This window comes from Schlesneria paludicola DSM 18645 (assembly GCF_000255655.1).
Lineage (GTDB): Bacteria > Planctomycetota > Planctomycetia > Planctomycetales > Planctomycetaceae > Schlesneria > Schlesneria paludicola.
The window spans coordinates 301,993-318,145 of record NZ_JH636434.1 but is presented as its reverse complement, the minus strand read 5'-3'; the positions used below and the strand labels follow the sequence as shown (position 1 = coordinate 318,145).

Below are 16,153 nucleotides of genomic sequence, written 5' to 3'. Positions count from 1 at the left end.
GATTGGGAAATTCGTTCCATTGACGTAGGTTTTACCCGTTGGTGGGATCGTCATCCCAGCACGTCGATGAGTTTCAACCTGTCGCACTCGTGTCCAGAGGGATCGTGGACGATAAACAGCGCTGGCGAATGGAATTGCCGTCATGGGCGCGTGATCCAGGTTTGATCGGCAGGCAGTCGACCACCTTGGAACAAAACATAGCATTTTGAATGGAGCGGATTCATGACGGAGCGGAAGACTCGGACATCATGGTTGTCTGAACGGTATTGGCGAAAAAACAAGCTGGCTCACAGTTTCGCACTGCTGAGTGTCATTGGCTTGGCCGCGACGGGCATTTTTGCCGTCGAAGACGCTGCGAAGCTTTCGGGCACGGGCCTGAGTGGAATCTTTCCAGCGAGTCCCCCCGCAGACTTGAGCGAAGGCGAATTCGCCAAGCTCGACGGCAACTGGGCAGAATGGTCGAAGAGTGCCTCCGCAGCAGTGGCCGACTTCTATTCGAAGATCGACAGCACAGACGCGAATGCACAGCGTCAGGCGCTGGGCAATCTGAAGATCAAGCTCGACGTGATGCGACGCGCGCTCGACGATTCCCGCTATGCCTCGCTGCACAATCCGCTGACCGCACTGCATAACAGTCTGTCGATGCGAATTGAACTTGCCGAAGCCACCCTGGATACGCTCGAATTCCACGATGTCAAGCAGACCGGCAGCAAGATCAAGACGCGCGCCGCTGAACTGCAGTCGAATATTGATGGGTTGGAACGGTACCTGTCGACGATCGGAAATGGCTCGCTGTGGCTCTCGTACTTCAAAGTGGAAGACGTCAAGACGGCCCTGGCGGCTGATCCTCAAGGTCCAGCCGCTCTCGCAGCTGCAAAAACCTCACAGGCCAACCTGCTGGGCCGCAGCTATCTGCTGGACGGAAGCCAAAAGGAATTCGCCAGCCGCCCCGCATTTGAATCCTACGCGAACGCCGTCAACCTGTACGTTAGTTCGGCCGCCTGGTCGAACGCTGATGAAGCTATGAAGTCGTTGCGGAACGAGTTCAAGTCACTGGCGACTGCCGTTGATACCTATGCAACCACGGGCGAAAAGGCCTCGGATCTGCGACATGCGTTTGCCCGAGTGCGTTTCGTCTCGGCCGATGGTGGCGAGCGTGTCGCGTCATCGCTGCAGAATCGGTTGTTCAATTACAACCTGCGTTTGCTGGTTACCGAAGATTTCCTGAACCGTTTGATGTCGCAGAATCGCCAGGAAACCGGACCGGTTTCAGACTGCGTTCTCGGAGCGACGGTCAGTGGGTGCCAGATCACCAATACGACGGTCAACGTCGACTTGAAACCAAGCAACAACACTGCGCGGTTCGATCTGCGTTTGAACGGCCATATTCAGTCGAACACGCAAGGCGTGACACCACAGGCCACCGTCTGGACCTTTGGCAACCACACCTTTACGGCGTCCAAAGAAATTAACTTTGACGGTGATCGATTCAGCACGCGGCCCGCAACGATCAGCGTTTCACCTCACAATACCACAACCGGGATCGCGACCCAGTTTTCGGGCGTGCCGATTCTCGGCGGAATCGCCAACCGCATTGCGGCTGGTGAAGTTGAAAAGCGACGTGGCGAAGCTGAAGCGATTGCTGCCAGCCGAGTGCAGGATGGCGTACTGCCCCGATTCAACAGCGAAGTGGACTCGTCATTTGCCTCAGCCGGCGACCAGCTCAATCGCGAGTTGTTCAGCGGACTGCGAAATGCCGGACTGTTCCCAGATAGCTACAGCTATCAGTCAACGGATCGCCTGCTGACGATGAATGCACGACTGATGTCGAAAGATCAAATCGGTGCAGATGTCCCCGAAAGCAGCCTGATGACCGCCACCGGCGCAACGGCACTGTTGCACGAAACGGTTTTGAACAATGCGATCGATCAAATGGGGATTGCAGGCCAGACGCTGACCGAAGCGGAACTGCGAACCAAGATCGAAGAGTTCCTGACGAAGGCACTCAATCGCCCGTTCAAGTTCGAAGCACCACCGGCCGATCCGAGCGCCTTGCCTGCTGATGAAAAACCAGGTGAAGAAGAAAAGTCACTGAGCGCGATCATCTTCGCGGCCTCAGATCCAATCCGACTGCGAATCGTCGACGGCGAACTCCAAATTGTGATTCGTGCTGGCTTCAAACGTGAAGGCCAGGACGATATCCCAACGCGAGAAATCACCGTTCCGATTGCCTTCGACGTGGAAGGCACGAAGATCAATGCACGACGCGGAAACGTGATCGTTGCAGCGGCTGAAGGCCAAGGCGGCGGTATCCAGATTAATGCGGTTGTTCGCAAGAAGATTCAATCCGTTCTGCCTGACCGTGCTGTCGATAGCAAGATTGAGTTCAAAGCTCCTGAGAAGACTCTTGTGGCTTACGTGACAAAGATCCGACTGGTCGATGGTTGGGTCGCCATCTCGATCGACTGAACAGTCGATTTGATTTGAATTAGCTTAAAACGCAGCCGGGGTTCATTCTCCGGCTGCGTTTTTTTGTGGAATCAAATCCTGGCGTCACAATTTTGCCGCGATAGCCTGTTATGGCGTGACGGGACGGTCTGTGTCTCGAATAGCTGAACGATCGAAATCCGGTACGATCTCGTCTAAGGAGAACCAGATGTCCGGCGCGATCCAGTCTGCCGTTCCACTATTACAGGTTTTCGACATTCTGAAGTCGATCGCGTTCTATCGCGACGTACTCGAGTTCGCCGTGGTGTCGACATCCGATCCTGCGAAGCCACTTTTCTGGGCCATGCTCCAGAATGGCGGCGCGACGCTCATGTTGAACTCGGCCTTCGAGGAACACGAGCGGCCCGCACAACCGGACGCGGGACGTTCTATCGCGCACGCAGACACCACACTGTTCTTGAATTGTGAGGATGTCGACGCATTCTATGAATTGCTGTGCGACAAGCACTGGCCTGTGGAACCGCCTCAGACGACCTCATACGGAATGCGACAGGTCTACGCACGCGACCCGGACCAGTTCTGTCTCTGTTTTCAGCAGCCAGTCGATCAGCCCGAAGGTCTTTGAAATCGGTCCAACCACATACGGCCCACGTATTTTGTTGCGGGCTCCCAATTGGCCGGACCGTGGCATTTCTGTGCTTCAGCTTGGCAGTCCCAAGGGCCAACCAAATCCTTGCCCCATCTGCGGTCGACGCCCAATTCACGAGATGTTGGCGAGCGATCCATAAAGCTCCGGTCGGCGGAAGCGATACAGGTATTCCGGCTCGGCGCGCGCTTCACGCAAAACCTCCGCGGACAGATCGCTGATCAGCATTCCTGGTTCGCCAGACGCGGCAGTCCACTCGGTCATGATTTGACCTCGAGGATCGACAATGATCCCTCCACCCGGAAATGACTGACTGACGCCAGCACACGTCACCGTCCCGACGTAGTTACAAGCAACGCCGTAGATTCCGTTTTCAGCACAGCGTGACCTGATCGGTAGCGAAGCCCAGTTGGCCCAACCTTGGGGTGTCACTGGTGGTGGATCGGCCGCAAACGGAAAGAGGGCGATTTCCGCGTTCTTCACGGCCAGCAATCGCGTCGATTCTGGTAACAGAACGTCGAAACAGATGTTCACACCGACCCGGCCCAAGGGCGTGTCGACCACGTCGGGGACACCGCCACCGCAGTAAAATGGCATTTCGTACATAGGAACATGCATCTTTCGCCACGATCCCAGCAAGCCTTTGCCTCCGACCAGGACCTGCGTATTGTGCAGGACGTTACCAGCGTCCTCGAACATTCCGGCCGAAATCAACACTTCGGATTCGGCAGCGATTTGCGACAATTGTCTGACGGCTGGGCCATTCACGGGCTCTGCGATCTTCCGACCGACCTGTAACGCTTCTCGCACCCACTTGTCATGATCACCCGTGGGGTGGTTCGGGATGAACCCCGACAAAGACAGTTCCTGGAACAGAATCAGGTTCGCCCCCGCGGCCGCTGCTTTCTTTGTCCAATACGCGATCTTCCGCAGATTGTCAGACAGGTTTCCAGGTTGAGTGTCGACTGCGACGGCGGCGATCCGGACGTTGTTCAGCATCAATGTGGTGACCTGGGAATACGTATCGTGTGAATTCGAGTATTAGTTCCCGCGACTCCAAGACATCCGAGGGGAAGTGGATGTATAAGTCTCCTTGGCGGAAATGGGAAGGGACTTTCACAAACGGTTTCAGGCTCAGTTAAGTCAGGCGGCAAGCAGTACGGAATTCCATCCAGAATTCCTCGTTGCCAAGCTCCTGGTTGGCAATGCATTCTGTACATCAGAAATGTGCACGAGGGTTCCAATCCACTTTTCCGGACGACGGGAAAGATGAGCGCAAGATGCTTCGCAAAGCGGGAGTTGCGTAACGAAGAAATGAACCGCAACACATGGAACGCGGCTTCTTTTCTTGCGCCATCGGCAAGCGACTGTCAACCTTTGACGACATGCGCGAACACAATCGCGCCGGTCATTCAAATGTCGAACTCCGATTCAAATATTCTTTGCATAGTGAGGACAAGACTCGTGTCTGTCAGTTGAAGACGCTCACAGCACGAATTCGAAGGACCTCGTCATGACGACAAGCGAGCAACTGCTTCGGGACTACGCCCTGTCTGGCGATCCCGCCTGCTTTCGCGCGCTTGTCGAGGAACTTGGCGGGATGGTCTATGCCGTTGGCCTGAGAATTACCGGTGACCCCCATGCGGCTGAGGATCTTTCACAGGATTGCTTTCTGGAACTGGCTCGCAAAGCGTCAACGATTCGGACATCCGTGGCGGGTTGGTTGCATTCGACCGCAACCAACCGTGCCCTCAACCTGATCCGATCGCGGAAGCAAGACCGTAAGCGGCTCTCGTTTGATGCGGCAATCACGCCCACGCGAGAGACCGAAGACTTTTCCGAACTTCAAACGCTCATCGACGAAGCCGTCGATGGACTCGATCAGCAGTTGCGACAGATTGTGGTCAGCCATTATTTAGAAGGTAAGACTCAGGCCGAGATCGCCCAGCGCCTTGGGGTTGATCAATCCACGGTCTCGCGTCGGCTGGCACAGGGATTGGACGACGTCCGAAGTCAATTGCGCCGAATGGGTGTTATCACGAGCGTCACGGCGCTCATCACCGTTCTTGGCCACAGTTCGGCGAGCGGTGCACCAGCGACGTTGACGGAGACGGCAGCCAAGATTGGTTTGGCCGGCGTGGGCTGGACCGCAACAAAGTCCTCGACGTCGACTCTCGGGCTATTCCTCAGTACGTGTGCTGCGACCGCAGGGAATCTCCTGTTCTATCTGATTTGCGAGGGATGGCTGTTCGCTCTCCTGGTTGTCGTCGAAGTCGCAGCTTTCGTATTTCCGCCCAAATGGTTCAAGGCCGCCATGACGGAACTTCTCGGAGGCATCGATCCTTGGTCTCATCCTGCGTTTCCGTTCAAACGATGGACCTGGACGGTACCTCCTCGCGACTGGAAAAGCCGGCTCGCCGCTTGGTTGTGGGTCGCGAGCGTCCTCAACCTCGTCGCATTCGCGGGGATCCACAATAACCCGATTCAATGGGTTCAGCCGAGCTGCATGGCAATCATGGGAACCGTCTTCGGCCTGATTCCGGCACTCCGGCTAGGGATTCGAGTCTGGTATTCTCGATCCAATTTACGTCAAACAAACGCGGAGACATTTAATCAACCTCATATCCATGAGACGTGGGAAATGGTCGCCACCGCGATGGCGTATGTCATCTTCAGTGTCTCATTCCTGATTGCAGGGGCAGCCATCCACAATCCCGAAGAGAGGACGTCGTGGATCCGTCACCTCATCGCCTGGTGCAACCTCGCTGGCAGCGTCACATTTTTCGCGTATGCCATGACTTCGCGATGGCGTTCTCGATCGAACGATTCTCAGTCGAGAATCCGCTCCGCGGACAGTGAGCAGGCCGATCGTCCACCGCGTCATTCCAATCTCCAATTTGTATTCATGATGCTCTTTCTTGCGGGAGCGATCGCGTTCCTTGCCAATGCACTGCTGTCGGCAATCATTTCCGTCTCTGTGTTGCGCGAACCCTATGTGCGTATGGTTCCGGTTTCCGTCGTGCTTAGCGGCGGATTCGCTCTGTTTTCCGCGATCGGATTTTTCTCGTTCCTGTTTCGAATACGAGATCGCCTCGTCCGCTGGAACTACGTCTTCCTTCTCGCCGTGGGGATTGGGTTGTCGGCAGGGGGGCTGACGGCGATCGGTTACGGTGACTATCTGGCGTTGATGATGCCTCCCTCACCGGAACGCCCCGCAGAACAGCCGTTGACCGCACATGAACTCGCCGCTCAAGAAGCGGTTCAAGAACTCCGCCGAAAATACGCCCGAGTAATGTCCGCAGTGGTCCCACGCGTAATTCCCGTTGCGTACATGCAGCGCGACGATGCTCGTCACACCTTTCCGATCGTTCTGGAAGCACCTCCCACGCAAATCGATGTTCGTTCCGACTCTGTTTGGATGGAAACGCAGCGGAGATGGTTGGAACAATTCGAACAGCCCGTGCCGCCGGAACTCAAAAGCGTGAATGCATTTTTTGTACATAGATACTTCAAGGTCGTATCGAATGCAGAAAAACCCGTTTTCAGCCATACGTTCGTATGCGCCTCAGCCGCGGAGGCGCGAGCGATTGCCGCGGTCTACGGTGCCACTGCAATTCAAAAGGACTATCTGGTGACAGTCGTTTTCGAAAAGAAAGTCCGCGAACCGCTGACCTCGAATGATCAACTGATCCTTGCCATCAGACACCAATTGGAATCCGCAGACCTTTCCAATGGCCCGCCAGAGCTGCTATTGGGCTCGCCATAGCAACTCGCAAGACGGCTGTCTCGCTCAGTGCTGTGCCGCATGTTGTCGCGAATTCGCAAAAACTCGAATGCGACGCTCTCATTGAGTGGTTTCAGGTCATCTTCTTGAATAGCATCGCGAGGATACGCCACGCAATGACAGGAGGAACGCATGACAACCGCGGACGAAGCTTCGCGCCATTGGATTGTTGTAGGTGATGAGAAGGATTGCGTTTCGACGGTCGGCGACAAGCCTCTCACGGAATTGCAGGACTCTGAATTCATCGATTGCAACACCATCGAGAATGCGCAACTCATCGCAGCCGCCCCCGACTTGCTGGAGGCACTTGAAATGCTGGTGCGTTGGGATGAAACCGGCACTCCCGTTTCTGATCTCTGTTTTATGAAAGCACGGAGCGCGATCGCGAAGGCAAAAGGCGGCATGACCTGAGTCGGAGGAAGCGGATTTGGTGTGCCTTTGCCACAGGAATGACGTCCGCGTTGAAACATACCTTGATACGATCGAGAATCATCAAGAGCTGCCGCGTCGCAAATCCAATCGGCTCTCATATTGCCCTTGGAATTTCCAAGGGTTCGTGGTTTACGGTTCCGAACATTCGTTCTTCATCCGACGGCAACCAGGCTCCTTGCAGCCGGCGGGGTGAACCGAGACATTGATACAACAGATCTCCATTTCCGAGAAGGCATTCGGCTCCACTTTCATTGAGCGCGACGCGCGATTCGATCGGTGACGAGACTCTCAATGCGATCTTGGCTCCGATCAGCGATTTAATCGCGGGAGTCACAATGTCACGACGGGGTTGCTGTGTCGCCAGAATCAGATGAATCCCCGCGGATCGCCCCATGCCGGCCAATCGCTTCAGAGCTCTCTCGATCGCCGCGCGCTCGGGACGTTCCGCCTGCAATAGCAAGTCTGCATATTCATCACACATGCAGACGATCCGGGGCATCGAGCTTCCGCTGTGGCGGACATATTGCGTCAGATCTTGGCAGCTTGCGGTCGCGAACAGACGGTTGCGAGATTCCATTTCTGAAATCAGCCCTTCCAGAATCTCACTCACGTTGTCATCTGGATTCGGGACCACGATGGGCTGCCGCAGCAATGGAGATGTTCGGGCAAATTGGAAGGCATTCTGCTTGGGATCGATCAGGAGAAGTTGCAGCGTCTCGCGATGATTGGTGCTCAGCAGCGAGGCAAGCGCTGCACGCAGCCATTGGCTCTTACCGCTACCAGGAGTCCCCACCACCAGCATGTGCGCACTTTCGGAACCCGCCAAATCACACCATTCCCAATCGCCGCTCAAATCAACTCCGATGGGAATCTTGGAGCAGCCCAATAGTCCGTCAGTAGACGGCAAATGTCGAGAAAGCTCAGAGAACGGAATTGAAACTCGATCCGGGCGAGGAAGATCAATCGCAATCGAACCATCGACGACCGCAATATTGGGAGGTGACTCGAGACCAAGATACAGATGAAGTTGCTCGGCTTGCGAGGCGACACGACGAACACTCACTCCACGCTCAGGAAAGACGAAATATCGAGCGAAGGTCGGACCGATGCTCGGTGGTTTCAACTCGCGACAGCCGGCGCCCGACTGCTTGAGCGCCCGCAAAAGGACTTCCTTCAACTCGTTTGCCCAACTCTGCAATGGCGGCTCTGTGGTCACTTTGAACCTGATCTCCGCAGGAATTGGCTGCTCGGATCGCGCGAGTGAACGAGACGTTGCGACCTGATTCGCACCCGTCTGATTCGATCCGACCTGAGTGGCACCGTCGTTTCGGGCGACACTGCGATTGGCACCGGGGGCAACACCCGCCAGATGTCCGATCAAGTCGATCAATCTCTGCTGTGCGTCGACGAGACGAGACTGCTCGAATACGGTCTCGGTTCGTTCGGGGCGAAAGCTGATCAGCGCGAGTGCCGACTTCGCATTGATCTCCGTCAGGTTCTCAAGAATCAAGTGGTAAAGGCACGCCTGACCAAGATCGACTTCGGGCGAGGCGCGGCCGAGTTTCCATTCCAGCACACACCAGTGGCTTTTCTGTGGCACGCGAACGATTGCATCGGCTTGCCCGACGATTGCAACCGGTTCGCGCCAGCCTGCCTGCTGGATTTCCCGCACCACCTGCTGTTCCGCGAAAAACCAGCTTCGCTGATCTGCGGGCTGCCGCCCCTGGGCGGTGATCTCCCACCACATCTCGGCCAGCAGGTCGCAGGCTTCACACACCGCAATCCACAGACTCTCCACTTTATCGCCATGCGACTGCAATCCTGCAGACTGTTGCGTCAGCAGAGGACCAAGCAACTGATCATAGGCATGCCGCGTCAATGTCTTTCGCCACAGCGACAGGTCGGCATCCAGCGGGCGGACCACGCTTTCGACGTTGCACGGCGAGTCGGGACGGAGCAGTTCACTGAGAATTCGATGAAACAGGGTGCCGATGCCCGCTGTCGAGGGAGCTCCGTCGCCCGGCTGACCACCTGCTCGGCTGAGCGCGCGGCGAATTTCGGAAACAGTCAGGGTCACGGCCATGTTCAAACCTCTCGCGTTCTGTCACGCCTTGTTGTTCGGATCGTGTGCCACTGGTGTGGTGCTGCGAGCTCGTCCTCAATGCTTGGACTCTTAAGCGACCGCCATTCTCGGTCACAGAGGCGCTGCGTTACTCACTGGATGGGAATGTGAGGCACTGGCTGCCGGCACGCATCGAGAAGACCACGCTTGGCTCGCCGCTTACCACGCCAAACAGGTCGCCACGGCTGAACGCAGTGGTCAGCAGTTGTTGTTCAGAGACGTTCAATTTTGTCGCGGCCTTTGAGATGGACGTCAGACATGCATCTGCCAGGAACTCCTGCAGCAGATCAACTTGCGATGGCGAGGGCTCGACATCGTGGGGAGTCACCAGCAGGTCGGACATCTCTTTCAAAACCCCCGGCAAATTCTGACGCAGCCATTCAATGACCGATTCAGGAGGCACGGCCGACCCTTCAAAATCGAGATCCCCCGCTTGTGATTCCGCCATCAACCGCCGCAATGCATCCAGTGCAATCAGCGCTTCGGGAGGAACGCGGTAGAACACGGCTTCTTTACGCTCAAGCTTATCGAGGAATTGCAGTGTCTGGACCGCAGTCTTGCTGATCGGCGTGCGTTCATCCCGCAGCAGGACCAGTTTGTGCAGCTCCAACTGAGACGGATAGGCATCGTTCAGCGTCCGCAACTGCCCCCACAACCGGCGCCCATCGTCGTCGCAAATCTTGATTCCCACCTGAGCCTCTTTTTGCGGACCCGATAGGATGTAATCGAGCGCCGATTTGTTCGGATGAGCCCCCGTCGTCCACTGCGGTTCGACCGCGCGGATCAACAGCGGAATTCCATGCCGTAGCGTCTCGCCAGTGGACCCGGGTTGATTCTCTCGTGCCGCTTGTTCTGACCGCTGTTCCCACTCTTGAGCCAGCCATTCCGGCAACGTCGGATTGTTCGATGGGAAAATCCGTCCTGCAATCTGGTCGAACCGGCGTGCCGCCCGGTCCAAGAGCGCGCGGGGATGCGCAAAACCCAAGCGTCCCACGATCGCGCTCAGATCACCGTCCGTCAGCGGCAGAATCTGGCCATCCCCATTCAGGCGGGATGAAAGGAGGGCGCGGGCCTGGATGACGTCGAGCGGAGGCAGACTACAGGTCGCAAAACTGAGAATTCGTGCCCAGGCATATTCCGGAATGGCGGCACTGATTTCCTGCGCAAACTGAGTTTGCATACACGAGATCAGCACGAGATTCGTATCGGCGGCATACAAATCCACCAAAAGCTGGGCATAAGCGAAAAAGGGCAGTGTGTCAGTGCGGTCGTTCTGCAACGCCTCGACCTGATCAAAACACAGAACCAGCGGGATCTCGGGACCGGCAAGCTTCATCAAATCCGACAGCATCCGCCGCGCGATTTCCTCGGGGTCGCGATCGGGGTCTTCAGGAGCGATCTCAAGCCGCTCATACGCAAGATCGGTTAGTGGGTCACCGCGAAGCCAGCCTGCGACTTCCAGACGATGGCGATTGCGAACAAAGTGCCCCAGCACCCGCAGAAATGTCGGCGAGAGATGTTCGCGTTGACCGAGTGCGAACAGCAGATCGTCAATTTCAGCGTCATGCTCTTCACGGAGATTTTCCCACCAGAGTCCGAGGTCGCCCGCTCCGTCGGCAACACTCATCAATTGCGTGACAACCAATCGCTCAAGCTGTGAGGGGCCCTTGCCCGGCGTTCGCATGAGATCGACGGCGACACATCGGCGAGTGTGCCGTGCCAACGATGTGTAATGCGTGTTCAACGGAATGTAGGCGAACGACTGACTGATCCGTTCCAGCGTGGGATGCTTCGACCGGTCCGTGAATTGATGTCGCAGTCTTCGGATGAGGTGCGTCTTGCCGCTGCCCGCTTCCCCATGAATTACGATGCCGGCACTACTGTTTCCGTGGCGAACCCAATCCACTGCTTCGCAGCATTTTTCGAAGGTTTTCCGATGAATCGTGGTGACGTCACTTCGGTCATCGCCAACCACCCATGCATCACCCAGGACCGATCCCCGAAAGGGATTCCGGAGCGGAGTCGATAATGACGCCTCGGCAATCTCGGCAACTGCCATGATTACTTCCTCCAGAAGGTGACTGCGTTATAGAAGTTGCCGTCAGCGTCAGAGACGAAGCTGTGCCGCTCGTCGCTCGTGAGCTGTGCCGAACTGGTCTTAAACAGCAGGACCTGCTGGGCCCGATAAAGGTCGAGCAGAATATGGTCGAATCGAAGTTTCTCAATCTGCTGGAAGTCCAACCGCTGCCGCAACTCATGCATCAGCACCGGGCTGCCTTCGTCCGCGCGGGGATTAATGTCTCGCATTGCCTGCAAAATCTGCTCACGCACCTCAGAATCCGGTGTTGAATCCTCCTCACTTGTCGAAACCGTTTCGAGCAAATGACCGAACGTGGCTGGCGGCTTCGAATCGACAGCCGCCGACTGAGGCCTCGTCTCAACCTTTTCCGCGTTCATGCCGCAATCGCTTGATAGACGTTTGAGTGCTCGTTCCATCACGGCACCGAGTGTCAATTGATTTTGTTCGGCGAGATCCTTCAGATTCGCGACCGCCTGATCAATCAGGCGATCCACGAAGTCGTACTGATCCGTCGTAAAGATTTCCTTTCGAGTTTTTCCTACACGAACCTGCGCGAAGAGACGGCCGCTCGACGAGAGCGACGCAATCCAGTCGTGAGCATCCAGGACTCCGGACAGAACCGGGCTCGTCGCGATCTTCTGAATTTCTTTCTGGGTCACTCCGCTGGGGTTCTTTTGCAGCTTCTGCTCAACCAATTTCCAGGCATATTCCGCGGGTGGTTCCGTCCAATACTGGTCAATGCGGCGAACTGCGCCATATTTCCAAACGGCCCCGATCCGAAGGGCCTCGGCCAGTGCCTCGTCGCACTGGCGTATCGGCTTGGGCAACACTTTGCGGATGAGATTGAGAGAGACTGGACCCGATGGTTTGCGACGATTGATGGCTTCAACCAGTTGTTCAACACTGCATTGTTCGACGGTGGTCACTGTCATTTCGATCTCCGGGATGCAATGAATCCGACATCCGATCGTCACAGGTGCCTTCGCAAATCGCGCCTCCCTTTGGGCGCAGTGTACACACAATACCTGTCGGGGATTTGAAAACAAGGATTGATGCAAATTTAACCACGCGACGGCTTCAGAAAGCATCGTTTCACCGCGGGGCAGCTCTTGGAGAATGCGACAAATCACCCGGATCAGGAATCGGAGGAAGGCCCCGTCAATCACTTTCATCTATTGTGGTAAGAGCTTATGAAGGCGACTTGACTTTGCCGTTGCTCATTCAATCATGGGATTAGGGGGGAGGGTGGTGGTCGGGCCAAATGTGAGTGCAAATCGAGTCCGGAATTGATTCCGACTCCCCCCCATCCGGACCGTCGAACAAAGATCAATTGGCCGTTACGTCGCCCGCGCGTTTCCGCTGTATTTAATGGTGAATTGGACGAGTTCCAGTTTGACTTTTCCCATCGAATCGGTTGTCATTGATCGATGGCTTGCCCCGGAATTTACCTGCCGGACTCCTACCTGCCTCGTCCTCTGCCTTCGGTCCTGAAACCAGGATGTGCCTTATGCAGCCTCGCTTCGCTGTCATTGTTGCGCTCACGTCGCTTTCCTGCATTGCGGTTCTCGATGCCGCGGATCGCAAGATTGAGTTTAATCGCGATGTTCGACCGATTCTGTCGAACAATTGTTATCTCTGTCATGGCCCTGACAAGAACCAGCTTCAAGCCGGTCTGCGGCTGGATAAGCGCGATGATGCCATCGCCAAGTTGGAATCGGGCCATACCGCAATCGTGCCACACGACGCAGCCGCCAGCACTTTGCTGGAACGGGTCACCTCGTCCAATCCCGATGAAAAAATGCCGCCCGCGGATAGCGGGAAAAGCCTCACTCCTGCCGAAGTGGAAATCCTGAAACAATGGATCGCCGAAGGGGCTGAATATCAGGGGCACTGGTCGTTTCTCGCTGCCGAGCGGCGCATGGCCCCGGCAACTCGATTCACCAATTATGTGCGGAATGAGATCGATCAGTTCATTCTGAAGAAGCTGGAGAATGAATCACTCGAACCGTCGCCGGAAGCGGACAAGATTACGCTGATTCGCCGTGCGACGATCGATTTGACCGGCTTGCCACCGACACCCGCCGAGGTGGACGCGTTTCTGGCTGACCACTCACAACAAGCGTACGAACGTGTCATCGACCGGCTGCTCGCGTCGACCCGCTATGGCGAACACCAGGGCCGAATCTGGCTCGACGCCGCACGCTACGGTGACACACACGGCTTGCACTTGGACAACGAACGGTCGCTTTGGCCGTATCGCGACTACGTCATCAGCGCTTTCAATCGCAATCTCCCCTTCGACCAGTTCGCAATTGAACAGTTGGGTGGTGACTTGATCCCTGGCGCTACGGTCGAACAAAAAATTGCCTCGGGCTTCAATCGCTGCAACGTCACCACCGGCGAGGGTGGTTCGATCGATGACGAGGTCCTGGTGCGATACGCGGTTGACCGGACAGAAGCGCTCTCAACCGTGTTCCTGGGCCTGACGCTGCAATGCGCCGTTTGCCACAGCCACAAATTCGATCCCGTCTCTCAAAAAGAATTCTATTCGCTGTACTCGTACTTCTATTCGATGGCCGATCAGGCGATGGATGGGAACGCTTTGTTACCTCCGCCCCTGCTGAAGCTTCCCAATGACGAACAGAAACAACGTCAGAAGGGCCTCAATGACGAATCATCGCAGGTTCAGCAGACCCTCGTCGCCGAGCTTTCGAAAATCAACTACGTCGACCCGCTTCAAGGCGCCGAACCGGCCGCCGATGCACTCGCCGTCTTGCGGCGTGAAGTGGTCTGGATTGATGACGATAACTTGCCCGCAGGAGCACAACTTCAAGGCGATAGCCCTTGGGCGTTTATCACCAAAGGCGAAGGACCTGTGTACTCGGGCGAAAAGGCATCGAAGAGAACGGCGACCGCATTGTCACAACATTTCTTCACCGGGGCGAATCCCGGTCTGAAGATTGGTGAGGGCGACACGCTGTTCGCGTATGTTTATCTCGATCCCACCAACCCGCCGAAATCGATCATGCTTCAGTTCAACGATGGGACCTGGGACCATCGCATCAACTGGGGCGACGAGGACGCAATCGGATTTGGTGCGAAGAACTCGACAGGAAAACGCCTGGCTGGCCCGCTGCCCAAGATGGGTGAGTGGGTACGCCTTGAGGTCTCTGCTGCAGATGTTGGACTTCTTCCCGGTGTTCAATTGAATGGTTGGGCCTTTACGCAATTTGGCGGAACGTGCTACTGGGACCGAGCAGGTGCGGTCACATTGTCGGTCTCAAAACCCACCGAATTTGATTCCCAGATCGCTTGGGAACGGTCGGAACAACCCGTCCCGAACAAAGCATTGCCCGGCCCCGTGCAGGAAGCGTTGAAGGTCGAATCGGGCACGCGGAATGCCGACCAGCAGAAAGTCTTGCAGAACTATTTCGTCCAATACGTGAATATCGGAACGAAAGCGATCTTCGCGCCCCTGTTCGCCAAATCGGCGGAACTTGAGAAGCAAAAGAAGGATTTGGATGCGGCGATTCCCGCCACCATGGTGAGCGAAGACTTGGCTCAGCCGCGCGATACATTCGTGCTGATTCGCGGTGCGTATGACAAAAAGGGTGAAAAGGTCGAGCGGAACGTGCCGTCGATTCTGCCACCGCTGCCGGAAGGAGCTCCGAATAACAGGCTGGGCCTGGCGAAATGGCTGGTCGCGCCGAATCATCCGTTGACGTCGCGCGTGATCGTCAATCGCTACTGGCAGCAGTTCTTCGGAACCGGACTCGTGAAAACGGCTGAAGACTTTGGTGCACAAGGAACCTGGCCAACCCATCCAGAACTACTGGATTGGCTGTCGACGGAATTCATCCGTACGGGTTGGAACATCAAGGGAATGCACAAATTGATGTTGATGTCTGGCACGTACCGGCAGTCAGCCAACGTCCCTCATGCATTGCAAACGCGTGATCCCGAGAACTTGCTGCTCGCACGCGGTCCCCGCTTCCGATTTGATGCGGAAGTCATTCGCGATTCGATCCTGTTTTCCAGCGGACTGCTGGTCGAACGTTCGGGTGGAAAAAGCGTGAAGCCGTATCAACCGGAAGGAATCTGGGAGGCGGTCGCCTTTGTCGGCAGCAATACGCGAGAGTTTCGACCGGACGCGGGCGAATCCTTGTATCGTCGCAGTCTCTATACGTTCTGGAAACGGACGGCACCGCCCCCATCAATGTCGACGTTCGATGCTCCGTCGCGCGAAAACTGCACGGTTCGTCGGCCGCGGACAAACACGCCACTGCAGGCATTGGCACTGATGAACGACCGTCAATACATTGATGCCGCGCGAAAACTGGCCGAACGGATGATGGTGGAAGGGGGACAGACCCCAGACGCCAAGATGACGTACGGCTTCCGCTGGGTTACGGCTCGTCCGCCCACTGCAAAAGAGCTTGAAGTCCTGCTGAAATCGCTGGAGAAGCAACGAGCCGCGTTCTCGGCCGATCCTGCATCGGCCGAGCATCTGCTGGCCTACGGAGATTCTCCGCGAAACACCACGCTTGATCCACTGGAGTACGCAGCGTGGACCATGGTCGCAAACCTTATGATCAACCTCGACGAAACCATCACGAAATAGGCTTCGCATCGCGATGCCTT

General features: G+C 56.2%; 9 protein-coding genes. 5 read left to right on the top strand and 4 right to left on the bottom strand.

The window, feature by feature from the left end:
• Nucleotides 1–222: 222 nt before the first annotated feature.
• Both OSO_RS0101585 and OSO_RS0101580 read left to right on the top strand, forming a co-directional pair.
• Nucleotides 223–2,469 carry a hypothetical protein gene (locus OSO_RS0101585; RefSeq protein WP_010581830.1) on the top strand — a complete coding sequence of 749 codons (2,247 nt, stop codon included), beginning with the start codon at nt 223–225 and terminating at the stop codon, nt 2,467–2,469.
• Nucleotides 2,470–2,656: 187 nt separating this feature from the next.
• Nucleotides 2,657–3,073, top strand: a complete 417-nt coding sequence (locus tag OSO_RS0101580; RefSeq protein WP_010581829.1) for a VOC family protein — start codon at nt 2,657–2,659, stop codon at nt 3,071–3,073.
• 135 nt (nt 3,074–3,208) lie between these two features.
• On the opposite strand, the gene OSO_RS0101575 is transcribed toward OSO_RS0101580, so the two are convergent.
• Nucleotides 3,209–4,093, bottom strand: coding sequence for a carbon-nitrogen hydrolase family protein (locus OSO_RS0101575; RefSeq protein WP_010581828.1), 885 nt, complete (start codon nt 4,091–4,093; stop codon nt 3,209–3,211).
• A 514-nt stretch (nt 4,094–4,607) separates the two neighbouring features.
• Between OSO_RS0101575 and OSO_RS0101565 the strand changes: the two genes are divergently transcribed.
• Nucleotides 4,608–6,860: an RNA polymerase sigma factor gene (locus OSO_RS0101565; RefSeq protein WP_010581826.1), complete on the top strand. Its 2,253-nt coding sequence runs from the start codon at nt 4,608–4,610 to the stop codon at nt 6,858–6,860.
• Nucleotides 6,861–7,010: 150 nt separating this feature from the next.
• Entirely contained in the window at nt 7,011–7,289 is a 279-nt protein-coding gene (locus tag OSO_RS0101560) for an XkdD/Y8K6 family phage-associated protein (RefSeq protein ID WP_010581825.1), read from the top strand.
• 115 nt (nt 7,290–7,404) lie between these two features.
• On the opposite strand, the gene OSO_RS47315 is transcribed toward OSO_RS0101560, so the two are convergent.
• From OSO_RS47315 to OSO_RS0101545, 3 genes are all read right to left on the bottom strand, one after another.
• A complete protein-coding gene (locus OSO_RS47315) occupies nt 7,405–9,393 on the bottom strand; it encodes an FtsK/SpoIIIE domain-containing protein (RefSeq protein WP_010581824.1) in 1,989 nt (662 codons plus the stop codon).
• 127 nt (nt 9,394–9,520) lie between these two features.
• Complete coding sequence (locus tag OSO_RS0101550; RefSeq protein WP_010581823.1) at nt 9,521–11,491, bottom strand: AAA family ATPase; 1,971 nt, start codon at nt 11,489–11,491, stop codon at nt 9,521–9,523.
• 2 nt (nt 11,492–11,493) lie between these two features.
• Nucleotides 11,494–12,444: a hypothetical protein gene (locus OSO_RS0101545; RefSeq protein WP_157604942.1), complete on the bottom strand. Its 951-nt coding sequence runs from the start codon at nt 12,442–12,444 to the stop codon at nt 11,494–11,496.
• A gap of 575 nt (nt 12,445–13,019) precedes the next feature.
• Here OSO_RS0101545 and OSO_RS0101535 point away from each other — a divergent pair.
• A complete protein-coding gene (locus tag OSO_RS0101535) occupies nt 13,020–16,133 on the top strand; it encodes a PSD1 and planctomycete cytochrome C domain-containing protein (protein WP_010581821.1) in 3,114 nt (1,037 codons plus the stop codon).
• The last annotated feature ends 20 nt before the right edge of the window (nt 16,134–16,153 follow it).